Origin of the sequence: Deinococcus radiophilus (assembly GCF_020889625.1) — a bacterium.
In the GTDB taxonomy this organism is placed as follows: domain Bacteria; phylum Deinococcota; class Deinococci; order Deinococcales; family Deinococcaceae; genus Deinococcus; species Deinococcus radiophilus.
Window position 1 is genome coordinate 1,594,438 of sequence record NZ_CP086380.1, and the last position, 24,613, is coordinate 1,619,050.

20 protein-coding genes and 2 pseudogenes are annotated in these 24,613 nt (G+C 64.0%); 11 read left to right on the forward strand and 11 right to left on the reverse strand.

The genetic code is table 11. The features are described from left to right. The first annotated feature begins 31 nt into the window (after positions 1–31). On the forward strand, positions 32–751 hold the full coding sequence (gene rlmB, locus LMT64_RS08070; RefSeq protein ID WP_126351149.1) for a 23S rRNA (guanosine(2251)-2'-O)-methyltransferase RlmB: 720 nt from the start codon (positions 32–34) through the stop codon (positions 749–751). 393 nt (positions 752–1,144) lie between these two features. After that, positions 1,145–1,861, forward strand: a pseudogene (locus tag LMT64_RS08075) (M20/M25/M40 family metallo-hydrolase). A gap of 71 nt (positions 1,862–1,932) precedes the next feature. On the opposite strand, the gene LMT64_RS08080 reads toward LMT64_RS08075, so the two are convergent. The 3 genes from LMT64_RS08080 to LMT64_RS08090 all read right to left on the reverse strand — a co-directional run bounded on the left by LMT64_RS08080 (position 1,933) and on the right by LMT64_RS08090 (position 7,749). Continuing rightward, positions 1,933–4,179, reverse strand: a complete 2,247-nt coding sequence (locus LMT64_RS08080) for a DNA internalization-related competence protein ComEC/Rec2 (RefSeq protein WP_126351146.1) — start codon at positions 4,177–4,179, stop codon at positions 1,933–1,935. After that, positions 4,179–4,559 (reverse strand): ComEA family DNA-binding protein, encoded by a 381-nt coding sequence (locus LMT64_RS08085; RefSeq protein ID WP_126351145.1) that lies wholly within the window; start codon positions 4,557–4,559, stop codon positions 4,179–4,181. Before LMT64_RS08085 ends, LMT64_RS08080 begins: the two co-directional genes overlap by 1 nt. 97 nt (positions 4,560–4,656) lie before the next feature. After that, positions 4,657–7,749 carry an ExeM/NucH family extracellular endonuclease gene (locus LMT64_RS08090; RefSeq protein WP_170165911.1) on the reverse strand — a complete coding sequence of 1,031 codons (3,093 nt, stop codon included), beginning with the start codon at positions 7,747–7,749 and terminating at the stop codon, positions 4,657–4,659. Between the two features lie 282 nt (positions 7,750–8,031). On the opposite strand from LMT64_RS08090, the gene fumC reads away from it, so the two are divergent. Next, complete coding sequence (gene fumC, locus LMT64_RS08095) at positions 8,032–9,426, forward strand: class II fumarate hydratase (protein ID WP_126351144.1); 1,395 nt, start codon at positions 8,032–8,034, stop codon at positions 9,424–9,426. Between the two features lie 109 nt (positions 9,427–9,535). On the opposite strand, the gene LMT64_RS08100 is transcribed toward fumC, so the two are convergent. After that, on the reverse strand, positions 9,536–10,519 hold the full coding sequence (locus LMT64_RS08100) for an IS4 family transposase (RefSeq protein WP_126353712.1): 984 nt from the start codon (positions 10,517–10,519) through the stop codon (positions 9,536–9,538). 267 nt (positions 10,520–10,786) lie between these two features. Here LMT64_RS08100 and LMT64_RS08105 point away from each other — a divergent pair, with 267 nt between their 5' ends. From LMT64_RS08105 to LMT64_RS08125, 5 genes are all read left to right on the forward strand, one after another. After that, positions 10,787–11,380, forward strand: coding sequence for a DUF305 domain-containing protein (locus tag LMT64_RS08105; RefSeq protein WP_126351128.1), 594 nt, complete (start codon positions 10,787–10,789; stop codon positions 11,378–11,380). Between the two features lie 49 nt (positions 11,381–11,429). After that, a complete protein-coding gene (locus LMT64_RS08110; protein WP_126351127.1) occupies positions 11,430–11,834 on the forward strand; it encodes a hypothetical protein in 405 nt (134 codons plus the stop codon). Positions 11,835–11,912: 78 nt separating this feature from the next. After that, a complete protein-coding gene (locus LMT64_RS08115) occupies positions 11,913–13,046 on the forward strand; it encodes a glycerate kinase (RefSeq protein WP_126351126.1) in 1,134 nt (377 codons plus the stop codon). Positions 13,047–13,220: 174 nt separating this feature from the next. Next, positions 13,221–14,603 (forward strand): RNB domain-containing ribonuclease, encoded by a 1,383-nt coding sequence (locus LMT64_RS08120; RefSeq protein WP_126351125.1) that lies wholly within the window; start codon positions 13,221–13,223, stop codon positions 14,601–14,603. A 151-nt stretch (positions 14,604–14,754) separates the two neighbouring features. After that, positions 14,755–15,063 (forward strand): hypothetical protein, encoded by a 309-nt coding sequence (locus LMT64_RS08125; protein WP_229253145.1) that lies wholly within the window; start codon positions 14,755–14,757, stop codon positions 15,061–15,063. Between the two features lies 1 nt (position 15,064). Here LMT64_RS08125 and LMT64_RS08130 read toward each other — a convergent pair whose 3' ends face one another. The 4 genes from LMT64_RS08130 to LMT64_RS08145 form a co-directional block, all read right to left on the reverse strand. Beyond that, positions 15,065–15,571, reverse strand: a complete 507-nt coding sequence (locus LMT64_RS08130) for a hypothetical protein (RefSeq protein WP_229253146.1) — start codon at positions 15,569–15,571, stop codon at positions 15,065–15,067. Positions 15,572–15,679: 108 nt separating this feature from the next. Next, the gene (odhB, locus tag LMT64_RS08135) at positions 15,680–16,915 is read right to left on the reverse strand and encodes a 2-oxoglutarate dehydrogenase complex dihydrolipoyllysine-residue succinyltransferase (RefSeq protein ID WP_126351124.1); all 1,236 of its coding nucleotides are present in this window, start codon (positions 16,913–16,915) and stop codon (positions 15,680–15,682) included. A gap of 66 nt (positions 16,916–16,981) precedes the next feature. Further along, complete coding sequence (locus LMT64_RS08140) at positions 16,982–19,867, reverse strand: 2-oxoglutarate dehydrogenase E1 component (RefSeq protein WP_126351123.1); 2,886 nt, start codon at positions 19,865–19,867, stop codon at positions 16,982–16,984. Between the two features lie 149 nt (positions 19,868–20,016). Beyond that, positions 20,017–20,826 carry an AfsR/SARP family transcriptional regulator gene (locus LMT64_RS08145; RefSeq protein ID WP_229253147.1) on the reverse strand — a complete coding sequence of 270 codons (810 nt, stop codon included), beginning with the start codon at positions 20,824–20,826 and terminating at the stop codon, positions 20,017–20,019. A 155-nt stretch (positions 20,827–20,981) separates the two neighbouring features. Here LMT64_RS08145 and LMT64_RS08150 point away from each other — a divergent pair, with 155 nt between their 5' ends. From LMT64_RS08150 to LMT64_RS08160, 3 genes and pseudogenes are all read left to right on the forward strand, one after another. Next, the gene (locus LMT64_RS08150) at positions 20,982–21,275 is read left to right on the forward strand and encodes a hypothetical protein (RefSeq protein WP_126351122.1); all 294 of its coding nucleotides are present in this window, start codon (positions 20,982–20,984) and stop codon (positions 21,273–21,275) included. Then, the gene (locus LMT64_RS08155; protein ID WP_126351121.1) at positions 21,272–22,144 is read left to right on the forward strand and encodes an SMP-30/gluconolactonase/LRE family protein; all 873 of its coding nucleotides are present in this window, start codon (positions 21,272–21,274) and stop codon (positions 22,142–22,144) included. Before LMT64_RS08150 ends, LMT64_RS08155 begins: the two co-directional genes overlap by 4 nt. A gap of 133 nt (positions 22,145–22,277) precedes the next feature. Next, positions 22,278–22,703: pseudogene (locus LMT64_RS08160) on the forward strand (isochorismatase family protein); the annotation flags it as partial. Positions 22,704–22,722: 19 nt separating this feature from the next. Here LMT64_RS08160 and LMT64_RS08165 read toward each other — a convergent pair. From LMT64_RS08165 to LMT64_RS08175, 3 genes are all read right to left on the reverse strand, one after another. Then, entirely contained in the window at positions 22,723–23,154 is a 432-nt protein-coding gene (locus LMT64_RS08165) for a hypothetical protein (protein WP_126351119.1), read from the reverse strand. 81 nt (positions 23,155–23,235) lie between these two features. After that, on the reverse strand, positions 23,236–23,946 hold the full coding sequence (locus LMT64_RS08170) for a hypothetical protein (RefSeq protein WP_126351118.1): 711 nt from the start codon (positions 23,944–23,946) through the stop codon (positions 23,236–23,238). Positions 23,947–23,989: 43 nt separating this feature from the next. Next, entirely contained in the window at positions 23,990–24,484 is a 495-nt protein-coding gene (locus LMT64_RS08175; protein ID WP_126351117.1) for a hypothetical protein, read from the reverse strand. Between the last annotated feature and the right edge of the window lie 129 nt (positions 24,485–24,613).

The following is a 24,613-nucleotide window of genomic DNA, read 5'->3' on the forward strand; positions in this document are numbered from 1 at the left end:
GGGCCAGGGGCCATGAAGTACACTGGCCCCCATGTTGATCTACGGACGCAACCCCGTGACCGAGGCCCTACGTGAAGGACGCGTGGACGAAGTGCTGCTGGCACGCGGCGTAGATCAGGCGTTCGAGCGGCAACTGCGCGCCCTGGCCGAAGAAGCCGGAGTGCGTGTGCGGCTGGCTCCCCGCATTGAGCTGGACGGGCTGGCCGGCACCACCGCGCACCAGGGCGTGCTGGCCGAGGCCCAGGAGCTGAGCTGGGCGGACCCGCAGGAGATCTGGGACCTGGCCGAACGCCGGGGCGAAGCACCGCTGCTGGTGCTGCTGGACGGCATCACCGACCCACGCAACTTCGGAGCGATTATCCGCTCGGCGGAGGTGCTGGGTGCCCACGGCGTGGTGGCCGAAGAACGCCGCAGTGCGCCACTAAGCGCCGTGGTTGCCAAGACGGCAGCTGGAGCGACAGCTTATCTGCCGCTGGTCCAGGTCAAGAACCTGCCGCGCTTTATGGATGAGCTCAAGGAGCGCGGCGTCTGGGTCTACGGGGCCGCAGGCGAGGCAGCGCAGCCGCTGGAACGCACCGACCTGAGCGGCCCGGTGGCGTTGGTGATCGGCTCGGAAGGGGACGGCCTGCGCCGCTTGGTGCGTGACCGCTGTGACGGCCTGGTCAGCATCCCGGTGCGCGGCCAGGTAAGCAGTCTGAATGCCAGCGTAGCGGCAGGCATCCTGATTTATGAAGCGGCGCGGCGGCGTTAAAGACAAACCGGGCATCCTAGACAGGCCCATGCTCTACAGTACGGTTCTCCCACCTTTATCGCCCACGCTCAAAGGAGAACCGTGCCCATGCCCTCCCTGTCCCGTCTGGCCCCTGCCCTTTCCGTCACCCTGCTGTCTGTAGTACTGCTCAGCGGCTGCGGCAGCGCTCCTGTCTCTGAAACACCCGAGCGTGGAAGTGTTGCCCTGAAACACGTGCAGCAGCTCACCCAGAACATCGGCGCCCGCGTGCAAGGCACCCCCGCCGAGGCGCAGGCCCGCGACTACATCGCCGCCGAGCTGCGCGCAGCGGGCTATCAGCCGCAGCTGGACTACTTTGAGGTCACCCGCACCAACCGCGCCGGGGCCACCCAGCAGGCCCTATCCGGCAATGTCATGGCGGTCAAGGAAGGCCGGTCGGAAGAGGAAATTACCGTGGTGGCGCACCTTGATAGTGTCGGCGTAGGCGTGGGTGCCGACGACAACGCCCCGGGCGTGGGCGTCATGCTGGAAGCGGCGGCAGCCCTGCACGGCCAAGACGTCCCCTACACGGTGCGCTTTCTGGCCGTAGGGGCCGAAGAAGGCTAGAGTGACGGCGAGGCAGGCGGTTTTCGCAGCGGTGGCCTGAACGGCTCGCAGCATTACGCTGCACAAATGTCGGAAGCGGACATCGCCAAGACGCAGTTCGTGATCAATCTGGACAGCTTGCTGGCCGGGGACGATATGAACGTCTATGGCAGTGCCGGCGAAGCGGGCTACGTGCGCGAAGCTGCCCTGGCCCTCGCCAAGAAGCTGGGTCACACGCTAGGAACCAACCCTGGCCTGAACCCTGATTATCCGGCGGGCACCACCGGCGACTGGAGTGACCATGCGCCGTTCGAGCGGCTGGGCCTGCCCTACGCGTATCTCGAAGCGACCAACTGGGCGCTGGGCGACAAAGATGGCTACACCCAGACCGAGAAGCACGGCAGCATCTGGCACACCGAGAACGACACCCTCAGCTTCTTGCAGCGCGAATTTCCGGGGCGCGCCGAGGAGCACCTACGGGTCTTCTCGGACGTTCTGATCGGCCTGCTACAAGACCCACCTCTGCGGCCTGAAGGCTTGAAATAAACGAAGCGACTTCGGAACATGGCGGCATACTGTTTGCCCGCCATTGTTTTTTGCTGTACCAGCAAGGCAACTCAGGGCAGCGGCCAGATCACACTGCCCTGCTGGTCGGTGCGCCAGACGCGTACCCCGGCGGCATCTAACCGGGTCAGCACCTCATCACTTGGATGGCGGAAGGTGTTGTAGCCCACCGAGATGACAGCGTCGGCTGGAGCCGTTTGGGTCAGCAGGGTTGCTGAGGTGCTGTGGCGACTACCATGATGCGCGGCCTTGAGAAGATCCAGTCGGCCCAGACCCAGGCTGTGTTCCAACGGAGCGGGCAGGTCGCCCAGCAGCGCAGCGCGGAACTCGCCAGCTGTAATGCCGAGAGCCACGCTGTTCTCATTCGGTTCGGTGCTCCAGAAGTGGCCTTCAGGCCATAAGATATCCAGACGCACACCGCCGGCCTGAACATAATCACCCCGCCGGACCTCGCGGACTGGAATACCACGTTCTTCAGCCATTGCGAGCAGCTCGGCCAACAGCTCGTTGTCCGGGTCACGCTGTCCGATCCACAGCTCCCCCACCGGCAGCTCACGCAGTACACCCACCAGCCCCTCGATATGGTCGGTGTCGGAGTGGGTCGCCACCACCACATCCAGTGCCGAGACACCCAGCGAGCGCAGCGCCGGAATGACCGTACGGCTGAGATCATAGTCGCCGTGCGGAGTGCCGCCACCGTCTACCAGCACCCGCAGGCCCGGAGCCTGAATCAGCGTGCTGTCGCCCTGCCCCACATCCAGAAAGACCAGTTGACGCGGCGGGTCCAATCTGGACGGCAAAGCGGTGAGGAGGGCACAAAGCAGCCAGGTTCCCAGCGCCACTGGGGGACGAATCCACCCACGCAGCCAGGCCACCCCGGCCAGCGCACTTAGGGCAAAAGCGGCGTAGCCCCCTGGCCCCACTGCGCCCCAGGGCAGCACTGGCCAGCGCCCGAACCAGTGGGCCAGGTTCAACAAGACTTGGGCCAGGGCTTCCAACGGCCAGGTCAACACGGTACCCAGTGGCCCCAGTAACCCAGCCAGAAAGCCCAGTGGAACCAGCAGGGTCATCAGCGGGGCGGCCAATAGGTTGGCGGGCAGCCCGGCCAGGGGAATCACCCCGAAACTGCCCGCCACAAGCGGGAGGGTGGCCGCCTGCGCCAACAAGGTGACAGCGACGCCACCCGTCAGATATTGCCGCCAGCCGGGACGGGTCCAATCTTGCGGCAGCCGGGCCATGACCCCAGGCACCAGTGCCAGCCCCGCCACTGCCAGAAACGACAGCTGAAATCCAGGCGTCAGCACCCAGAGCGGAAAGGCCAGCAGCGTGACTGTGGCGATCAGCGCCAGCAGGCCCAGTGGTTCCGGTCGGCCCCTTCCAAACGCCAGCGCCACCGCGACCACCATCCCCATCAGTACGGCGCGGGTGACGGACGGTGATACCTGCACCAGCCCCGCCAGATAAAACACCAGAAAGGCCGCGGGCAGCAAAAAGCGGGTGGCCGGGGGCAGCGGCAATCTGAGCAGGAGCAGCGACAACGCGCCGACCAGCAGCGTGACGTGTTGACCACTCAGCGCCAGCAGGTGTGCCAGCCCGGCGCGGGTAAAATCATCCCGCACACTCCCGCCGTCCTGCGATTCCAGCTCGTTCAGGCCAGAACGGTCGCCCAGTTCCAGACCAATCAGCAGCGCCTCCGCTTCAGGACTCAGGCCCGCCCAGCCGCGCTCAAACCAACCCTGGGTGCGGCTTTTGACCCCGCTGGCCTCTCCGGCTCCGCGCACCTCGGCGCCGACCAGCACGGCGCTGGGAGCCAGGGCAACCAGCCCGCCTTGCGAGCGCAGCCAGGCCGCCTGGTCAAAACCGCCCGGCACGGTGCGCTCACGCGGAGGCAGCAGCCGTCCACGCACGCTCACCTCTCCCCGGCGCTCGGCGGGACGCGGCGAGAGAACCACCCGCGCGGGAGGATCGTGCAGGGTGAGAAACTGGCCATCCCACTCGCCTCTCAGCGTGACCACCGCGCCGTGCCAAGGGGTGAGCGGATCAGGTCGGGCCTGCACCACACTCAGCGAACCAAAGGCCAGTGCTCCGGCAATCAGGGCGGCTACCCCGCCCCACGAACGCCGCTCATACCAGGCGAACGCCAGGACCAGAGGCCACAGGGCCAGTGCCCAGAAGTAACCCAAGGCGGGCAGCAGCGCGCCTAGGACACCCAGCGCGGTGTAGATGGGCCAGGGCAGGCGAGGCGCAGGTTGTGCTGACTGGAAGGGAGCCGCGTGGCGACCCAACGCCCGCTCCATCATCAGAACGTCACCAATGGAGCCAGTTCTTCCAGCGTGGCCGGACCGATGCCACTTACCGCGTCCAGATCCGCCAGGGAACCCAGTGGGCGCGCTGCCATGATCCTTTCCGCCAGCGCCGGACCGATGCGCGGCAGGGCTTCGAGCTGCTCCTGGGTGGCCGAATTCAGATTCAATTGTCCCGAGATCAGTGGTTCTACGCTGGCCGTGCTGGGATACTCCGGCGCCGGGTCGGTCATCGTCACAGCCGGCAGCTCCTGGCGCATGACCTGGGGGGCACGCGGCTGAGCGAACAGCAGTGGCCACAGCGTCAGCAGACCGACCAAGACCAACCCGGCCCCCAGGCCAGCGGTCCAGAGCCGTTCGTTTCCCTCACCGGACATGCTGGAAGTGTAGCGGCCACAGCACGGAAAGAGAGCAGTATTTGCAAAAGAAAAAACCCCCCTCCGAGTGGAGAGGGTCATGGATCAAGCGCAGGCTTTACTGGCAGACATTCAGTGGCGACGCCGTATTGCGTGGTTCCACGCTGCTGCGCACCAGATCGTCGTTGCTGTCCGTATCGGTGCAGCCACCATTCACACGCTGGGCACTGCTGGTGCTGCTCAGTCCGCTGTAGGCGACGTAATCCACCACCGCCGCGTCCGTGGGGGCCGCGATACGCGCGGTGCTGCTCACCAGGGCCACTTGCCCAGCGCTGCCGCTCATGGCCGTGTTGCCGCTGGCATCCGGCGTGGGAAGAGCCTGGGTGCCACCTGTTCCCTTCGCCTGCTGCACCAGATACGACTGACCAGGGGCCAGTAGGAAGCTGTTCAGCGGGGTCGCCGTCCAGCTGGTGCCAGTGCTGCTCGCGTACTGCACGCTGTAGCCTGCCAGATCTACACTGGCTGAACCGGCATTGAACAGTTCGATGAAGTCGTGGGTGTAGGTGGCGCCACTGTTGCCGCCGCCGCCGTACACCTGACGGATCACCACACCCTGAGCACCAGGGATAGGGGTGGGGTCGGGCTGCACGTCACCAGTCACGGTCACGCTCAGACGGGCCGTCTGGGTCTGGCCGCCACTGATCGCCGTCACGATCACCGGGTAGGTGCCAGCCGCACTGAAGGTGTGAGTGGCCTGGGTGGCTGCTGGGTCCAGCACAGCGGTGGTATCGCCCCAGTCCACGCTCAGGCTCTGCAGCGGCTGGCTGGCACTGAGGTTCAGGGTGTAGGGCTGGCCTACAGTGGCTGCCGCTTCGCCGCTCACGTTCAGGGTCAGGCGGGCCTCGTCACGGGTCAGGTTCAGGCCCACCAGCACCGGGTCATGGTCGCTGGCGCGGAAGGGGCCTGGGCCGTACAGGTCGGGGCTGGTGCAGACACCCGTGCGGCACTCCGGGTTGGCCTTGTATTCCACGTTGTAGTCGGCCAGGGTGGGTTCGTCGCTGTTGATGTGCCACTCGGTCACGCCGCTCAGCTGGGCGTTCAGGCTGCCGCTGGCCAGCGCATGATCCAGCGACCCGAACTGCCCACCGAACTGATAGGAGTAGCGGTCCTCTGCGGGCAAGCGGTCACTGCCGTTCACGTAGCCTGCCGCCTCCAGAGTGCGGATCGGGTCTTCTTCGCTGTAGGCGTTGAAGTCACCCATCAGCAGCACGTCGCTGTCACCCGTCGCTGCTTCTAGGCGGTCCGTAAAGGCCAGCAACGCCTGAGCCTGCCCCACACGCAGCCCGTTCCAGCAGCCCTGACCCGCGTCGATATCACCCGTGCTGGGGCAGCTGCCCTTGCTCTTGAAGTGGTTGGCAACCACGGTAAACACGCCGCCGTTCGCCGCGCTCTGGAAGGTTTGCGCCAGCGGGGGACGGCTATGCACCGGATCGGTATCCAGCACGAACCCACCCACTGGACTCACGCTTGCGGGCTTGTAGATGATGGCGACCTTGATCGCGTCGGTGCCGATGGTTCCGGTCTGCACGGCGCGGTACACTTCGCGCCCGTAAGCTGTGTTCAGCGCCGTCACCAGATCGTTCAGGGCCACGTCGCCGCCATTCTGGACTTCCATCAGCGTGACCACATCGGCGTCCAGGCGGCGCAGCATCTCCACGATCTTGGCCTGCTGGCGCCCGAACTCGTAAGCGCTGTCCGCCCCCCGGTCATTCGGCCCAAAGGTCGTGAAGTAGTTCAGCACGTTGGCCCCGGCCACTTTCAGCGTACCGCCGACTTCGTCCGGCGCGGCGGGGCGGGGGTTGGCATTCACGAACTGCGGGGTCTGGGTGGGCTGCACCTTATAGGCACCGTTGGCGAAGCTCAGCACGCCGGTCAGGCCGCTCACGGTGTCCCCGGTGCGGCGGGTTCCTTCGGCGCTCAGATAGGGCAACTCGGCGGGATTCTGGGCCGTGTTGGCATCATCCAACACGATGCGGCGAGCGGCATTCTCCGCTGGGGTGGTCGGCTCGTTGCCGCCCGTGGGCTGGAACAGGCGTCCGCCTGCCGACAGCCCCAATTCGCCGTAGCGGCCATAGCCGTAATTGTCCGTCACGGTGAGGGTTTCTGGGAAGGTCACGGCCATGCCTTCAAAGCGCTCCAGGTCGGTAAACGGAGCCTGCACCGGAACGGCCTGAATCGGCTGCCCGCTGCCGCAAGTCGCAAACGCCGAAATGGTCGTCAGCTGGGTGGACTCGTAAAACTCGGCCACCGTGCCGCTCAGCTGCACCAGGTCGCCCACGTTCACCTGCTGCGGAGCAGTTCCAGTGTAGACGAACACCCCGTCGCTGGTGGCATCGTTACCGTCGCCCGGGGCATCCTGAATGAAAAAGCCCCGCAGCCCGGCCTGGAAATCCGCCGTGACCACGCCGCGCACGGTCACCGTCTGACCCACCAGCGGGCTGACCGCGCCACTGCCCTGCACCGCCGGAATGGTCGTCAGCTCGCCGGTGGGTGCGGGGCAGCTGGCCAGGGCGCTGAGGGCCACTTCTACTTTGCTGCCCTGCCCACCATGCACAAAGGTCGCCTCGCCCGCTTGCACGGTTTCGCCCGCCGCATTTTGCCCGATCACGGTGACGGTCTGCTGCGCGGCAGTTGGCACGCCCGCAAACTCGAAGGTCACGCTTTGCCCAGCACTCACCGACTGAGTCAGGGTCTGCTCACCGACGGTGGCGGTCAGCCGGGTGGTTCCAGCGGCCACCGGACCAGCCGTGACCGTCACGGGGGCACTGACTCGCTCCCATTTCACGGGTGCGCTGAATTTGCCACTGGCAAGGTTCACGTTTACCTGCGCGGTATAGAGCAGCACCCCGCCGGCCTGGCTATAGACCCGCAGCTTGACAACGTAATTGGGGTTGCCACGCGGCAGTCCGGCCAGCTCGGCACTGATCTGAGTGCCAGTCAGAGCAGCTGGCAACTTCAGTGGGGCAGATAGTTTTCCGCCGCTCAGCTCAATTTCGGCGTGGCCGACTCCTTCCGGCACCGTGAAGGTCAGACGGTCCAGCTGCACCCCCAGGGTGCCGAGGGTGGGCGCAGTGGTGGTTACAGGAGCGGCAGGTTGGCCGCAGGAAGCCAGCAGCAGGGTCAGGGACAAGACATAAGCCGGTTTGAACATCAGAGATTTCCCCCAGGTGAGCGGCGTGGCCGCCCGGTAAATGACTGCTCCGGCCAGCGCAGGCCGCCGGAACACCGTTAGTAACGAACTCGTCCGAATAACTTCGGAGTAATTTCAGCGTGAACCCAAACAATTTGGACCCTGTCAAACTAACACCGCTGTGTCAGCCTTGGGTGATGCAGGAACACGGCCCGCGTGCCGGGCAGCGCCGTCCCGCCCCACAGGTGCAGTGTTGCGCTGCAGGTAACGCCGCTGCAAAAGGAGACCGCTTAGACTGTCATCATGACCAACACCCGCACCGAGACCGACACCATGGGCCAGATGCAAGTGGACGCCACCCGTTACTGGGGCGCCCAGACCGAGCGCAGCATCCACAACTTCCCCATTGGCCGCGACACCTTCGTCTGGGGCCGCCCCGTCATCCGGGCGCTGGGCATCCTGAAAAAAGGCGCCGCGCAGGCCAACGCCGAGCTGGGCGAGCTGCCCCAGGACATCGCAGAGCTGATCGTGCAGGCGGCTGACGAAGTGATTGCCGGGAAACTGGATGACCACTTCCCGCTGGTGGTGTTCCAGACCGGATCAGGCACCCAGAGCAACATGAACTCCAACGAGGTGATTTCCAACCGCGCCATCGAAATCGCAGGCGGCGAGATGGGCAGCAAAGCCCCGGTCCACCCCAACGACCACGTCAACCGGGGCCAGAGCAGCAACGATACTTTCCCCACTGCCATGCACATCGCCGTGGTGCTGGAGCTGAACGAGCGGCTGTATGGCAGCGTCGGCAAATTGCGCGATACCCTCGCCGCCAAAGCGAAGGAATATGACAGCCTGGTCAAAGTGGGCCGCACCCACCTGCAAGACGCCACGCCCATCACGCTGGGCCAGGAAATCGGCTCCTGGGTGGCCCAACTGGACTGGGCACTAAATGAGGTGCGCCACGCTGAAAAAGGCCTGTACGAGCTGGCCATCGGCGGCACGGCGGTGGGCACCGGCCTGAACGCTCACCCTAAGTTCGGCGACCTGGCCGCGCAGAAATACGAAGCTGAAACCGGCTACCCCTTCCGCAGTGCCGAGAACAAATTCGCAGCGCTGAGCGCCCACGACGCCCTGGTGCAGGTCAGCGCCGCCCTGCGGACCCTGGGCGGCGCGCTGATGAAGATGGCCAACGACGTGCGCTGGCTGGCCTCCGGCCCCCGCAACGGCATCGGCGAGATCAACATTCCCGAAAACGAACCCGGCAGCTCCATCATGCCCGGCAAGGTGAATCCCACCCAGAGCGAGGCCATGACCATGGTCGCCACCCGCGTGTTCGGCAACGACGCCACCGTGGCTTTTGCAGGCAGCCAGGGCAACTTCCAGCTCAACGTGTTCAAGCCGGTGATGGTCCACGCCGTGCTGGAAAGCATCCGCCTGCTCAGCGACGCCTGCTTGGCCTTCAACGACAACTGCGCCGTGGGCATCGAGGCCAACGAAGCCAAAATCAAGGCCAATCTGGACACCAACCTGATGCAGGTCACGGCCCTGAACCGGCATATCGGCTACGACAAGGCCGCCGCCATCGCCAAGAACGCCCACAAGAAGGGCATCTCCCTGAAAGAGTCGGCGCTGGAACTGGGCCATGTCACCGAAGAGGAGTTCGCGCAGTGGGTCGTGCCGCTGGAGATGACGCGTAACTGAGAGCAGACAGCAAAAGCTGAAGTGTCTGCCCAAAGAGGGCCGAAAACCACAGCCGCTACTCCCCGTGTGGGGGCGGCGGCTTTTGTTATTTCGGCTTTTGTCTTTTTGCTCAGTAGGTGACAACTTCGTCTAAAGGCGCTCCTGGTGGGCAAAAGGGCTGGGTCAACAGGTCTAGGACAGCCATGAACTGTTTGGGTTTCCACCGTAAGGCATCCACGAGATGCTGAGCACCGTGCCGCACCAGACTGACCGCTCTACGACCATGCTTGAGAACGGGGATGGGCTGGGTCTGGCCCAGCCAGACCCCCAGGCGCAAGCAGAACACCCAGGCCAGTGTCACCAGGCCAAAGAGCCGCTGTAGACGGCTCCTTTCCGTCATCCCAGTCCGCTCCAGGTCGAAGCCTCGCATCTTGAAGCTGCTGAAGGTGCACTCGATTGACCAGCGCTGCTTGTACAGCTTCCAGGTCTTCCGAGCGCTGAAATCTGTGGCAATGATGACGAGGTCACCTGTGGATGACCTCGTCGCGACCACCCGCATGAGTTCGCCAAACACGAACACCTTTTCGTCGATTTCATGGAAATGACCGTGCTGGACGTGCTTAAACCATTCCTTCCCATTCGTGTCGTCCAGCATGTCGCTGTGCCGAATGCGGATCGCCCGCTTGATGCCTTGACGACGGAGAAAACGGAACCACTCCGCACCGATGAACTCACGGTCAGCCACCAGGCCTTGCCAGCGTTTCGCTGGCAAGACGCGGAGGAGCTTCAATACCAGCCACATACGGGCATAGGTATGGCTGTTCCCAGACTCATCAAGAGGAACCCAAATCAGGGGCAGGGTGAAGCCATGAACCACGGCTCCAAGCACCAGAAAATTGATGGGCGTTTCCCCATGCTCCCAGTTGGTGCGGTCCAGACTCAGCAACACCTTCCCCGGTGGAAGATGGACGACGAGCAGAGCGATGAAAAAGTCCATGTCCAGCTGCTCATCCCGGAAGGTTCGGTCCGCCCTTCTTTTCTTGGCTTGCGGCGTGCTGATACCGGGCATGTGAGGACTCAGGTCGTGATGATTGATGCTCCTCGCGGCAATCATCGCCAGAAGCACATCGATCAGCCGCTGAAGGGTGTCAATGCGGAGGTGACTCGCGTGTGCTTTGAAGTGGCGGGTCAGTACGGTAGCCTGCTGGGCGGCGGATTCTGTTGTTTTCACACTCTCAGGAAACCGTGAACAGTCGGCCCCATCAAGCTTGATGGGGCCGACTGTTGGTTTTTGCCGTCTAGGACAATGTGAAACTGAAGTTGTCACCTACTGAGGTCTTTTTGGCCCAAAGCTTTAACCGCGCCGGAGCATCATTGGGCCATGAAACTCCCACTGTCGATTCTCCTGACCAGCCTGAGCCTGATGGCCTGCGCCGGTCCCACAGACACGACCACTCAGCCTGACCAGACCACGACCAGCACGGCCACCGCCGACCAGACTGCCCATGACCACAGCGCGGCCAACACCGGCCTGGAGGGCTTGCGCGGCGAAGACTTTGACCGCGCCTTCCTGTCCATGATGGTCGCCCACCACCAGGGCGCACTGGAGATGAGCCGCCCAGCCCTACAAAGCGCAGACCCGCATGTCAGGGGCTGGGCCGAGAACATCACCGCTGCCCAGGAGCAGGAAATCGCGCAGATGACCACCCTGCTGGAATCGCTGGGCGGACTGGATGAAGAGATGGCCGCGCCCATGCGGAACGAGATGAGCGAAATGGCAGGCCATGTGCAGCACGCCGAGGACCCAGACCGCGCCTTTGTGGAAGGAATGATCCCCCACCATCAGTCCGCGCTGGATATGGCGAGGCTGGCCGAGGGCCGCAGCGAAAACCCGGAAGTGCTGGCGCTGGCCCAAGACATCGTCACCACACAGCAGCGTGAAATAGACGAATTCGAGGCCTATCTGGCGCAGTGAAAACGCTGCTCTGAATCGGCACAGACCTTGCGGGCGTATCCTCGCGGGTATGAATCCTAAAGTCTGGCTGGCTGCCCTGGCCCTCTCCTCCGCTTCAGCTGGGGCACAAGCGGCCCTGCCCCGGAGCCTGACGGTGACGCCCCGCTGGGAGGCGCAGATAAGCGCAGCAGCCCTTCAGTTCACCGGACAGCCCTGCGTGGGTGAGTACACCGTAGAGCGAACAGCCGGACGCTTCACTGCCGCGCAGTTTGCTGCCGCCGCCGCCGAAACCAAGGCCTTTACCGAGGACTTCCAGACGTTCTTACCCGACGCAGAGGTCCGCTTCGAGACTGATCAGAGCCGCCTGACCCGCTTTGCCCTGGTGAATACAGCATTGCCACTCTTCAGTCAGCAAGAACGCCGCTGGGACGGGGTATATACCCTGAACTGCACGCTAGGAACCGGGAACAGCTGAGGCGTCATGGGTGCGTCACGGGCACTGCGGCAGACTGATGAAAAGTTTCCCTTCTCCCATCGGCTCTATCCTCAGCCCATGACCATCGTCATCGCGCCGGATTCGTTCAAAGAAGCGCTGGACGCTACGGCTGCCGCGCAGGCTATCGGACGCGGGGTGGTGGCCGCCTTACCCGGAACAGCGGTACAACAGCTCCCGCTCTCGGATGGCGGCGAGGGCTTTGCGGCGGCCCTGCGAGCGGCGCGGGGTGGAGAGTGGATCAGTGCCCAGGTCAGCGGCCCGCTGGGTGAGCCGGTGCAGGCCCGCTACGCCCAGCTCCCAGGCAATGTAGCAGCGATTGAAATGGCTCAGGCTGCCGGCCTGCCGCTGCTGGCCCCAGCCAGGCGCGACCCTGGACATACGAGCACCTATGGAGTAGGCGAACTGATCCGCCATGCACTGGACGGCGGCGCCACCAAATTGCTGCTGGGACTCGGCGGCAGCGCCACCAACGACGCTGGAGCTGGAACATTGCAAGCGCTGGGGGTGCGCTGGCTGGACTCGGCTGGTCAGGAGCTTCCCCGCGGAGGCGCGGCCCTCTCGCAGCTGGCCCACGCCGACCTGAGCGGACTGGACCCACGCCTGGCGGGCATTCGTCTGCGGGTCGCCTGTGATGTCACCCATCCGCTCACCGGGCCACAGGGAGCCAGCACCGTCTTTGGACCACAAAAAGGTGCATCGGCTGAAGGGGTGCGCGAACTGGACGCCGCGCTAGGCCACTTTGCTGCGGTGCTGACGGCCCAGGGCCTGCCAGATGTGCAGCAACTCCCAGGCAGTGGAGCCGCCGGAGGCCTGGGCTATGGCCTGCGCGCCGTGCTGGGGGCACAGCTGGAATCTGGAATTGACCTGGTGATGGACGCAGCAGGGCTACCGCAAGCACTGACCGGAGCCAGCCTGGTTCTCACCGCCGAAGGCCGTTTGGACCACCAGACCCTGAGTGGCAAAGTTCCCTTAGGCGTACTGCGCCAGGCCCAGCGGGCGGGAGTGCCGTGCATCGCGCTGGGCGGCGTGGCGGACCCGGCGAGCCGAGACGCCCTCCTGATGGCTGGATTCGCTGGAGTCTTCCCCATCTTGCCTGGTCCCGCCCCGCTCGCTGATCTGTTGGCCGACACCGCCAGCAACCTGGAACACACCGCTCGCAGTGTGGTGGGGGTGTGGGCAGCCGGGCGCTGATACAGGGTCCTCAGGACCTATCATCCCCAACTCCTAAAGCAGCCAGAACAGCCTCTCTCACTCTCTGCCTTGTGTGTCCTTGACCACGGGGCAGCCTTTTGGTTGATCCTCGCATCCACTCACGGGGGCAATACTTGTGTCTTCCTGGAGGAACGATTCTGCTACCTTGCCAGGGTGGAGATCAGTGAACTCAGCAGCGCCCAGTGGACCGACGTCGAACTGACCGCGCGCGGCAAACAGGACAAATCGAGGACCCTGCGTGACCTGGCACGGCCCGAAACCCCCGAGAGTGCCCATGCCCTGCTGCTGGAAGCAGGCCGCTGGACCGAGGCCCAGACCCCATATGCCGAGCGGCTGGGGACGGCCCTAGAGGCCGTGAGCCTGCCTGTCCCCGAGTGGCCTGACGAGGAACGGCTGGACCTGACCCACCTGAGCGCCTACGCGATCGACGATGAGGGCAACCAGGACCCCGACGACGCCCTGAGTGCCGAAGACCTGGGCGGCGGCCTGACCCGGCTGTGGGTCCATGTGGCGGATGTGGCCGCGCTGGTCCCGCCGGGCAGTGCATTGGACTTGGAGGCCCGTGCACGCGGCGCAACCCTTTACCTGCCAGACCAGACCATCCACATGCTGCCCGAAGCCTTGATCGCCCAGGCGGGCCTGGGTCTCAGCGAGACCAGCCCGGCCCTCTCTATCGCGCTGGACCTGGATGAAACGGGCAATGCTGAGGCGGTAGAAGTTCATCTGACCCGCGTGCGGGTGCAGCGCCTGAGCTACGACCAGGCCCAGGCCATGTTTGCAAGCGGGCATAAGGACTTCGCCCGTCTGGCCGAACTGGCCCGTGTCAGCCGTGACATCCGCTTCGAGGAAGGCGCGGTCAGCATTGACCTGCCTGAAGTGCGCGTCAAGGCCGACGAAGCCGGTGCTCAGGTCACGGCCCTCCCCCGCCCTGAAATGCGCGGCGTGGTGCAGGAATGCATGACCCTGGCCGGTTGGGGCGCAGCCATCTATGCCGACGATTTCGAGTTGCCGATTCCCTTCGCCACCCAGGACCCGCCGCACCGCGAAGTCAGCGGCGACACCATCCCCGCGCACTGGGCCCGCCGCAAGACACTGGGACGTACCCGCTTTCAGTCGGCCCCCGGCGCACACGCGGGCATGGGCCTGGACCTTTACACCCAGGCCACCAGCCCTATGCGGCGCTACTTGGACTTGGTGGTGCACCAGCAGTTACGCGCGCATCTCAGCGGCGCTGAACCCATGAGTGGGCGCGAGGTGGCCGCCCATATCGCCGAAGCCAGCATCGGAAGCGCCGGAACCCGCACCGCCGAGCGCCTCAGCCGCCGCCACCATACCCTGCGCTGTATCGCCGCGCAGCCGGAACGGGTCTGGGAAGCGGTGGTGGTAGAGCGCAAAGGGCCACAGGCCACACTGCTCATTCCGGACCTGGCCCTGGACCTGCCGATGACCACGCCCAGCCAGCCGGGGCAAGTGCTGTCAGTGACTCTGACGGTGCAAAGCTTGCCGGACCTGCGTGTCCGGGCCAGCGAAAGCTGATCTTCCGGAGCTGGCTGAATTTTACAACTTCCCAAAATCTCCTCAGTTTTCACATGGTTCAAAAGTGAACTGCGTCTAGCGCACGGTTTTTGGCGGCGAACCCTGACTCATCTTGCATTGTGAAATGCCCAAGTGCCGTTAGAGTGGCGCTATGTGCTCACAGGCCAAAGACATTGTCTCCCTCCGGCTTAGTCATTGCCGGGCCGAGCGGGCCGCGCAGCAGCGCCAGTACCATCTGGCCGCGCTGCACTACCGCCACTGTCTGGAAACCGCCGAGCTGCGTGAGGACTGCCAGGCGGTGCGTTTTTTTGCGCTGCGCTTGGCCGACTGCTATGAGCAGATGGAACTCTCCCCCAAGGCGCAGGCTTTCCGCGATCTGGCGGGTGAACCGCGCCCTGCCGAACAGCGCCGCGACTCCCGGCGCGAGGGTGACGGTACCGCTGGCGCATCAATCGCCTGAATCAGCCCTGGCGGCGGGCATCCTGGGCCGCCCGCTGTGACTCGGTCTGGACACGGTGGGCGCACACTGCCAGCAGCGCCGCCAGTGGAAAAGGCACCGCTCCCAGGTCCATCCGGACATCCCACCCCTGGGTGACACCACCCAGGCGGCCCCGCACCTCACCAGCATAAAGCTGCAGCGTCATATCCTGGCCGTCCAACACACCCCCAATGCGTCCAGCGGCACCTTCTGGCGTGAATTCCAACACAAAATCAGTGCCATCTAGGTAGCTGCCCAAGCGTCCTTGCATCCGGGTGCCCGCCACTTCGGCCTCCACGTCAAAGCCGAAACTGACCCCCCCGACCCGTCCGGTGAGTCCTGTCGGCGTGGCCCCGATTCGCACGTCCATGCCATTCAGGAAACTGCCGATCCGGCCCTGGAACTCTTGCCCAGTCCACGCCGCTGCCAGAGCGTAGCCTCCGTCCAGTGGCCCAAAGCGTCCATTCAAGCTGTTACTCGCGGCTGTCATGCCTAGCAGCATAGGTGGCTAGGGTAGACAAAAGCCCTACAGACCACCCCACACGACAAAACCCGCCCCAGTGGCGTTGCGCCTGGAGCGGGTGGCTGTGCCTACAGCTCAGATATCCAGCAGCAGACGGGCGGGGTCTTCCAGCAGATTCTTGATGGTCACCAGGAACTGCACGCTGTCTTTGCCGTCAATGATGCGGTGGTCGTAGCTCAGGGCCACGTACATCATCGGACGAATGACAATCTCGCCGTTCACCACCACTGGGCGCTCCACGATGTTGTGCATGCCCAAGATGGCGCTCTGGGGGGCGTTGATGATCGGGGTACTCATCATCGAACCAAACGTTCCACCGTTGGTGATGGTGAAGGTGCCGCCGCTCATGTCTTCCATGGTCAGCTTGCCGCCGCGCGCCTTCTGGGCAAATTCGCCAATGCCTTTTTCGATCTCGGCCAGGTTCATCTGATCGGTGTCACGCAGGATGGGCACGACCAGACCACGCTCGGTGGACACGGCGATGCCGATGTCATAAAAGCCGTGGTAAATGATGTCCTTGCCGTCCACGCTGGCATTGACCACCGGGAACTGCTTGAGGGCCTCGGTGGCCGCCCGCACGAAAAAGCTCATGAAGCCCAGTTTGACGTCATGCTTGGCGACAAACTGATCTTGGTACTTCTTGCGCAGGTCCATGATCGGCTTCATGTCCACCTCGTTGAAGGTGGTCAGCATGGCCGTGGTGTCCTGCACTTCCTTGAGGCGCTCGGCAATCTTCTGGCGGATGCGGGTCATCGGCACGCGCTCTTCGGGACGCTCGCCGGTGGGCAGCGGCGCAGCAACAGCTTGAGGAGCAGACGCGCCAGGCTGGGCACCCATGGCGTCCGCCTTGGTGATGTTGCCGCGTGGACCGGTGGCCGGAACCTGGGCCGGGTCCAGTCCTTTTTCAGCCACGATCTTGCGCACGGCGGGCGAGAGGTCTTCGCGGCGCTCGGCCTGCGAGCTCGGCGCAGGCACCGACTGCTCATGGCGGGCCTGGCTCTCGCCGCCGGCGCTCTGGGAGGGATCGGCACTGCTTTCACTGCCGCTGGCCGGGGCGGACGCTGCTGCGCCCGCTTCACCGGCACCCAGCTCGCCCAGCACTTCTTCGCTCAGGACAGTATCGCCCTCGTTCTTGGTCACGCTTTTCAGGACGCCGTCTTCCTGGGCAATCACTTCCAGCACCACTTTGTCGGTTTCGATTTCGGCCAGCACATCACCGCGCTTGACACTGGTGCCCGGCTGCACATTCCAACCCAGCAGGGTGCCTTCGGAAACGGATTCGCTGAATACGGGAACTTTAATTTCTGACATGGGGTCTAACCTCTTGGAATTTGGGGGGGCGGGACATGCGTGGCTGATGGACCTGACCAGGCCAGTTTAGCCCTGGGCTTCGGCTTCCTCAGTCAATTCTACCTGGGCATCGTAGGCTTCGCGGGACACCTTCTCGCCCAGCGCATCGGCAATGACCTTGGCCTGTTCTTTGGCGTGGACGTGGGCGTAGCCGGTGGCCGTACTGGCGGCGCGGCGGCGGCTGACATGCGTCAGCGTGTGGTCCAGGTTCAGCTCAGCCAGGGTACGTTCCAGGTCCTCACGGATCAACAGCCAGGCCCCCTGGTTCTCAGGTTCTTCCTGTGACCAGACCACCTGCGAACCGGGGTGGCGGCTCAGTTCTTCTTTCAGCTCATCCAGTGGGAAGGGATACAGCTGCTCCAGACGGACCAGCGCGGTGCCGTGGTAGCCCTCTCGGTCTTCCTCACGGGCGTCGTACAGCTCCCAGTGCAACTTGCCAGAGCTGATAACCACGCGGCGGCCCTTCTCGACTTCGGGATCGCCAATCACGTTGCGGAAACGGCCCTCGGTCAGCTCGCTCAGCGGCGACATGGCACGCTTGTTACGCAGCAGACTCTTGGGCGTCATGACGATCAGCGGCTTGCGGTAGCCACGCTTCATCTGACGGCGCAGCAGATGGAAAATCTGTGAGGCGCTGCTCGGCACCACGACTTGCATATTGTTCTGAGCACACAGCTGCAAGAAGCGTTCCAGACGGGCGCTGGAATGCTCGGGGCCAGCACCTTCGTAGCCGTGTGGCAGCAACAGCGTCAGACCACTCAGGCCCAGCCACTTGGTTTCCCCAGCGGCGATGAACTGGTCAATCACAGCCTGGGCGCCGTTGGCAAAGTCACCGAACTGCGCTTCCCACAGCACCAGCGTGTTGGGGTTGGTGCCGGAGTAGCCGTACTCAAAGGCCATCACGCCTTCTTCGGAAAGGGTGGAGTCAATCACTTCGGCGCGGCCCTGACCGGGACGCAGGAATTCCAGGCTGAGGTAATCGCCCTTAAGAGGGTCCAGTCCCCGCTGGTCGTGCACCACCGCGTGGCGGTGTACGAAGGTTCCACGCCCGGAGTCTTCACCACTCAGGCGCACGTTGTAGCCCTCGTCCAGTAGCGTGGCGTAGGCCAGCATTTCGCCCATGCCCCAGTCCAGCGGCTGCTCGCCACGGCTCATGGCCCGGCGGGCTTCCATCACCCGGTTTACCCCACGGTGCAGCTCGAAGCCTTCGGGGAAAGTGGTCATGCGCTGGGCCAGTTCGGCCAACTTCTCGGCAGGCACGGCCGTTTCGGCCACCGACTGCCAGTTGGACTCCTTGGCAGCCTTCTTGTATTCGGCCCAGCGCTCACCCAGGTCACTGACGGTATCGTCGGTCAGTTCGGCCACGACACTCTCGCCGCGGTCTAGGCGGTCACGGTAGCTGTCGGCCAGGGCCTTCACGTCCGCTGCAGTAGTTATACCCTCTTGCTGCAGCTTCTGGGCATACAGCGCCAGCGTGCCGGGGTGGGCTTTGACCTGTTTGTACATGATCGGCTGGGTCATGGTGGGGTCATCGGCTTCGTTGTGGCCGTGGCGGCGGAACGACACCAGATCAATAAACACGTCCTTGCCGAACTGCTGGCGGTAGGCCAGGGCCAGGTCGGCCGCGAAGGCCACCGCTTCGGGATCGTCCCCGTTCACGTGCATCACTGGCGCGTTGGCGATCTTGGCAACATCGGTGCAGTAGCGGCTAGAACGACTATCCCGTGGATCGGAGATGGTAAAGCCCACCTGGTTGTTGATCACGATACGAACCGCGCCGCCGGTGGTGTATCCGCGCAGACGCGACATGTTCAGCGTCTCCATGACCACACCCTGTCCGATCACGGCGGCGTCACCGTGGACCGTTACAGCCAACACGTTGTCACGGCGTACGTCACGCATCAGGTGGGGAGTTTCGTCGCGGCGGTCCTGGCGGGCACGGGTGGAACCGTGAACGACTGGGGCCACCAATTCCAGGTGGCTGGGGTTGAAGGCCAGCGCCAGATGCAAGGGGCCGTTCTTGGTCTTCACATCGCTGGAAAAGCCCAGGTGGTATTTCACGTCACCGGAGATATCCGGGTTCTCACTGAGAACTTTTTTGCCCTCGAACTCGTCAAAAAGGTCTTTGGGCCGCTTACCGAAGATGTTGACCAGCGTGTTCAGGCGGCCACGGTGGGCCATGCCCAGCACGATTTCCTTGACACCGTAGTCTCCGGCCCCATGAATCAGGCGGTCCAGCAGCGGGATGAAGCTCTCACTGCCTTCCAGCGAGAAGCGTTTCTGGCCCACATACTTGATGTGCAGGTACTTTTCCAGACCCTCGGCGGCGTTCAGACGGTCCAGCAGCCGCAGCTTATCTTCCTTGGTAAAGGCGTCGCGCCGTCCCCCACGCTCAATGCGGTCCTGAAACCACTCGCGTTCTTCGCTCGGCAGGTAGCTGTACTCATAGCCGATGGGGCCACAGTAGATCCCACGCAGTTGACCCAACACCTCGGCCACCGTGCCAGCAAAATACCCATCCGTGACCTGTTCGCTCATCTGGACGTCACTCAGACCGTAGTACGCCGGGGTCAGTTCAGGCACATCCGGGGTTCCGATCAACCGCAGCGGATCGAATTGGGCGTGCAAGTGACCGTAGACCCGGTGGGCGGTGATCAGCGCACTGATGGCCTGCTGAGCGCCGCTGGCTTCACCCTGAACCACCTGCATGGCACGGGGACGGCGTCCCGTCCCCAGATCGTAAAAGGCCTGCTGAATGGCCGAGTGGCGGGCTTCCTGGGCGCCGCCGCGCTGGGCGTCAAAAAAGCTACGCCACTCCGGGTCAACGCTCTGCGGATCTGTCAGATAGTCCTCATACAGCCCATCCAAAAAGGCTGCGTTGCCACCTGACATGATGGTGTCTGGTCGGGTCATAACGCCATCCAGCATACCGCTCTTGTGGACATACATGGCGGCGCGGCCCCACTTTGGCCTGCGTGCGGTGAGGGGCCGCGCTGTTCCTGTGTGAGTCACAAGGATCAGTGACTTGGCAGCAGGAAAGCGGGGGCCAGGTGGCTCGGGAATCAGTCTCCGGTCTTTGGCCGGTCCACTTGCCGCCAATGACAGGCTGCCTCGCCCTGCCGAACCCGCTGGGCCAGCGCCTGGGTTTCAGGCAAAGGACCGTCACCAACCTCCTGGCGCAGATAGCGGACATAACGGCGGTAATGGTCGGTGGCGGCGACAGGCCCACGCTGCACACTCAGGCAGACCAGCAGACGTTGCTGGTGGTTCTCGCCCAACAGGGGGTCGGCCTCAGCAGCGCTGAGCAGCTCACGCAGCGAACAGTCACACTGCTGCTGGGAACAGTGCTGCCACGACAGGTCCAGCGCCAACTGCTGGTGCAGCGCCGCCAGCCGGTCACGCTCTGGACGCACCCACGCCGTTTCCAATTGCGGCAGATAAGGCCCCTGTGCCGTAGCCAGAGCCGCCTGACAGACCTCAGCAGACATCTCGCCGGTCAGCAGCGCGGCTTGCCGTCCCACATCGCTGCGGGCATACACCGCCGGGTGCAGGGCGTAGCGCCCAGCAGTTTCGGTGACCGTCTGCGGGCCACCCAACACAGCCCGTAAGCGGTGCAAGGCCACCCGGAAACGGCCCAGCGCCGCTGGAGTTTCTTCATCGCCCCACAGATCCAGCAGCAGCCGGGCGCGGTAGGCTCCCTGTGGGTGAGCGTGCAGGTACCACAGCAGCTCAGCCGCGCTCCGGGCCGGCCAACTGACGGCTTGACCGCTGCGACTGACTCCCGGGTCCCCGCAGGTCACGATCTCCAGATCGTGTAGCCCTGGCAGCTCTGCGGGTAGAGCGGCAGACGGTGACGTGGGTGCGTGCATCATGGTGCGCTTCCTCCTCAGTCCGGGTTGACCTTTTGCCGTTCCGGTCCCTTTCAGATTAATACACCCCGGAGCGGACCTTTGTTCCTGCTTGATTGGTACAGTCGGCTTTAGGCCTGTCCCATCCGGCGCGTCGTGCTGAGTGCCATGCTGGGCTTATGAACGACGAAGACCGCAGGAATGATGGAATGCAGGACAAGCAAGGCCGGAATGAGCAGGGCAACGGGATGAGCAGCCAAAGCCACTGGACCGGCGATGAAAATATCAGCCGCGGCGCAGCCCCCGCTGACCTGCCAGCCACCGACGCCGGAAGCCGCCTGGGTGGCGACGCTGCGCGGTACAGCGATCAGGCGGAGCAGGGTATTCCCGACAGTGTCATCGACGTCGACAGCCACACCCAGGAAACTGGCACCACCTTCGGCACTGACCCCAGTGGCGACAAGCGGCTATGAGCGAAGTCCTGCAGGCCGCACAGGGGAATTTCCGGGAGCTGTTCCCTGAAGATGCCGAACTGACCCGGCTGGCAGACGGCTTTACCTGGACCGAAGGGCCGGTGTGGATTCCGGCACGTGGCTGCGTAGTGTTCAGTGACGTGCGCCAGAACCGTACCTGGCGCTGGTCAGCGGGCGAGGGACTGCAGGAGGAAATGAATCCCAGCCACCACCAGAATGGGCACTGCCTAGACGCCGAAGGCCGCCTGGTGGCCTGCTCGCATGGTGAACGGGCCGTACTGCGCCAAGAGGTGGACGGCAGCTGGACGACCCTGGCCGATCACTGGGAGGGCAACCGCCTGAACAGCCCCAACGACGTGGCCCTGCACCCGGACGGCAGCCTGTGGTTTACCGACCCCACCTATGGCATAGACAAGCCCGAAGAGGGCTATGGCGGCGAGATGGAGCAGCCGGGCCGCTACGTGTACCGCATCGCTCCAGACGGCGCACTGAGTTGCTCCATCCAGGACCGGCACAAGCCCAACGGGCTGGCCTTCTTATCGGACACTGAGTTGCTGCTCGCCGATACGGGCGACAACGCGGCCACCCACCTGTACCGAGTCGTCGGTCAACAGGCGGAATATGTCCGTGAAGCCTTTCAGATAGACCAGGGCAAGACCGACGGCCTACGGGTAGACGCCGAAGGACGCATCTGGAGCAGCGCCGGGGACGGGGTACATGTGCTCAACCGGGAGGGCGAGGAACTGGGGCGCATTCTGGTGCCAGAAACAGTGGCCAACCTCTGTTTTGGCGGCGCAGAAGGCAACGAGCTGTTTATCACCGCCACGACGGGTCTGTATCACATCCAAACGCGGGTGTTGGGCTGGTGACACTGCCGGGTATGGCGGCCCATGACCCAGGCCCTCATCATCGTGGACTTGCAGGTGGGGTTGTCGCCGGTGCCCACCGCCTGCCCGAAATAACTGACCGGATTCTTGCACTACTGGCTGAGCGCGCGGCGCAGGTATTCCGGTCGTCTGGGTGCAGCACACCGACGCCGAACTGGAGGACTCGCCCGAAGGTTCTCCGCCGTGGCAACTGATTCCCGAATTGCAGGCCGAGGTCACGCCTGATGACCTGCATATCTTCAAGACCTACGGTGATGCCTTTGCCGAGACCCCGCTGCCCAGCGAGCTTCAGCGTCTGGGCATGTCCGGCACCGTCTTATGCGGCTCGCAAAGTGAAGCGTGCGAGACAGCCACGCTATGGGGAGCGCTGCACCGGGGCGATGACGTGCAACTGGTACAGGCGCCTCACACCACGCTAGATGGTGAAGGCGGTGGCGTGGCACTTCCGGCTGAACAGATCATGGCCCTGACCGATCTGCGGGCACAGCGCATTCGTCTGCCAGACGTTATCTCTACATTGGTGCAGTCTGCGACCTTTTGAACAGCCCCGCGCGGCTGACCTAGCGGGTGACCACATGCACCGGCACGCTCCGCTGCAGCCGCTGCCCTTGCTCATCCTGGACCGTCACAGTCAGGCGGTGCTGGGCTGCGGCAGGGTGTGGGGCTGCGGCAGGGTGTGGGGCTGCGGTCAGTGTGAGGTAAGTACGCCCAGGCCCAGTCAAGGTAGCGGGGCTCACCCCGGCCTGGAGCACACCCGGTACCTGCGAGGTGCTGATGGTCAGTGGTCCCTGACTCGCTTTCGCCGCCCCCGTTACTTCCAGGACCACCGTCTGGGTTTGTCCGCCAGCCACCACGACGGCTGCGGGCCACACCCCCAGACTCAGACCTGAGATGGTGGCCTGGCCTGGCCGCATGGCACAACCTGACAGCAGCAGAGCAAGGGCCGCCAGCCAGAATGGCCCGCTCGCCGCCGTTCCAGAAAACAGTCTCACGTTACCCACCCATGCCCGGTTCATTGCCGGGCAGCGTAAGGGCCAGCATCTACCAGTCTTCTGACATGCGCCCAGCGGGACCTACTGTGGCAGCGGCGCTGCCCTGAAGCCTTCCACCGAAACAGGCTGACCGGGAGCCACTTCCAGCCAGGTCAGCAGGTCAGCGGCTGGATCCGTGGACGCAGGCAGCACCTGATCGCTGGGATAAACCGCCACGCGGTAGCTGACCTGCCGCTCCCCGCCCAGCTCAGCAGAATAAACCGTGTTCCAGCGGTTCAGCTCAAGCGTTCCCTGGTACGCCGCTGTCACCGAATCCACCGGCAACCCGGAGCAGGGTTCAGGGTCGGGCAATAGGCCCGCTGCCCCGGTCCACTCCTGGCCCTGACGGGGCGGCACCTCGCCGGTCATGACCAGTACGCGCTGCTGCGTCGGCTCACATAGGCTGTTGCTGGCTTGGCCCGTCATCCAGCGTTCCTCGTGGCGGTGGCCGTCCGGTACACCGCCTGGATAGCGGAGCGCCAGCTCTGGCCCTAAGGCCTTTACCGTCACTTCGGCCCGCTCACGGTCGCTGCGGAGCGTGGCGTAGGCGATGGTTTGCGTTTCTGCTGGATAGCTCAGGGTGGCAGCCACAATATCCGCCGGATCTTCGGGGGCCAGGCCAGCCGCATTTTTCCAGGCCCGTTGCTCGGCCTGGCTGGGTACGGTCCACTCAGGGGCACTCGCCTCCGGCGCACAGGCCACCAGCAGACCGACCAGCAGGGTCAAGGACAGAGAAGTAAAGGTCCGCATCATCTGCCAAGTGTAGGGGCTGGCAGATGATGCCAGCTGAGCAGCTTCAGGGCAGCGGCACAGGAACCACGGGTGCAGGTGTGACTGGCCGCGGCTGGCCGCCTGGCAAGGGCACCGCGATTACTGGCGCAGCTTGCGTCTTCACGGGCTGAATTCGGACCCCGAAGGATTCGGTGAGGGTCCGGCCCTGGCTATCGGTCACATAGACGAAGACCCGGTGCTGGCCTTCGCGGGCGTTGCGGGCCGCTTCGATGTACAGGACGGTCATATCCCGCGCCGACAGCGAGGTCAAGAAAGGCGAAATCCGCAGATCTTGGGTCGGACTGTCGACACTCAGCCGGTAACGGCCACCCGGGTCTTCGTTGTAGAGCGCGTGGTTGAAGTTCACCTGTACCGTGGCCACTTTTCCAGGCTGTAGCTGAACCTGAGAGGTGGACACGTTCAGGCTGGCATTGGGAATGGCGGGCGCAGGTTGCAGCATGGTGCAGGCTCCCAGTCCAGCAGGCAGCAACGCCAGGAGTAGTGCTCGGGTCAGATTCATGGCTCCAATCCTACCGCAGAAAGAGACTTTCATTATATTTTATTCCCAACGACAGCCAAGTGAACTTCTTCGGTTTCTTTTGATCAGAAGTGCGCGTATAGTAGGCCATCTTTTTACATATAGATGGGG

What these genes read in the sequence shown, in the direction of transcription:
- LMT64_RS08110 (WP_126351127.1), top strand. Translation starts at nt 11,430, where the DNA reads ATGAATCCTAAAGTCTGGCTGGCTGCCCTGGCCCTCTCCTCCGCTTCA.
- LMT64_RS08150 (WP_126351122.1), top strand. Translation starts at nt 20,982, where the DNA reads ATGAACGACGAAGACCGCAGGAATGATGGAATGCAGGACAAGCAAGGC.
- LMT64_RS08085 (WP_126351145.1), bottom strand. Translation starts at nt 4,559, where the DNA reads ATGTCCGGTGAGGGAAACGAACGGCTCTGGACCGCTGGCCTGGGGGCC.
- LMT64_RS08105 (WP_126351128.1), top strand. Translation starts at nt 10,787, where the DNA reads ATGAAACTCCCACTGTCGATTCTCCTGACCAGCCTGAGCCTGATGGCC.
- LMT64_RS08125 (WP_229253145.1), top strand. Translation starts at nt 14,755, where the DNA reads ATGTGCTCACAGGCCAAAGACATTGTCTCCCTCCGGCTTAGTCATTGC.
- LMT64_RS08175 (WP_126351117.1), bottom strand. Translation starts at nt 24,484, where the DNA reads ATGAATCTGACCCGAGCACTACTCCTGGCGTTGCTGCCTGCTGGACTG.
- LMT64_RS08155 (WP_126351121.1), top strand. Translation starts at nt 21,272, where the DNA reads ATGAGCGAAGTCCTGCAGGCCGCACAGGGGAATTTCCGGGAGCTGTTC.
- LMT64_RS08080 (WP_126351146.1), bottom strand. Translation starts at nt 4,179, where the DNA reads ATGATGGAGCGGGCGTTGGGTCGCCACGCGGCTCCCTTCCAGTCAGCA.
- LMT64_RS08130 (WP_229253146.1), bottom strand. Translation starts at nt 15,571, where the DNA reads ATGACAGCCGCGAGTAACAGCTTGAATGGACGCTTTGGGCCACTGGAC.
- rlmB (WP_126351149.1), top strand. Translation starts at nt 32, where the DNA reads ATGTTGATCTACGGACGCAACCCCGTGACCGAGGCCCTACGTGAAGGA.
- odhB (WP_126351124.1), bottom strand. Translation starts at nt 16,915, where the DNA reads ATGTCAGAAATTAAAGTTCCCGTATTCAGCGAATCCGTTTCCGAAGGC.
- LMT64_RS08145 (WP_229253147.1), bottom strand. Translation starts at nt 20,826, where the DNA reads ATGATGCACGCACCCACGTCACCGTCTGCCGCTCTACCCGCAGAGCTG.
- fumC (WP_126351144.1), top strand. Translation starts at nt 8,032, where the DNA reads ATGACCAACACCCGCACCGAGACCGACACCATGGGCCAGATGCAAGTG.
- LMT64_RS08115 (WP_126351126.1), top strand. Translation starts at nt 11,913, where the DNA reads ATGACCATCGTCATCGCGCCGGATTCGTTCAAAGAAGCGCTGGACGCT.
- LMT64_RS08100 (WP_126353712.1), bottom strand. Translation starts at nt 10,519, where the DNA reads ATGATTGCCGCGAGGAGCATCAATCATCACGACCTGAGTCCTCACATG.
- LMT64_RS08140 (WP_126351123.1), bottom strand. Translation starts at nt 19,867, where the DNA reads ATGACCCGACCAGACACCATCATGTCAGGTGGCAACGCAGCCTTTTTG.
- LMT64_RS08170 (WP_126351118.1), bottom strand. Translation starts at nt 23,946, where the DNA reads ATGATGCGGACCTTTACTTCTCTGTCCTTGACCCTGCTGGTCGGTCTG.
- LMT64_RS08090 (WP_170165911.1), bottom strand. Translation starts at nt 7,749, where the DNA reads ATGTTCAAACCGGCTTATGTCTTGTCCCTGACCCTGCTGCTGGCTTCC.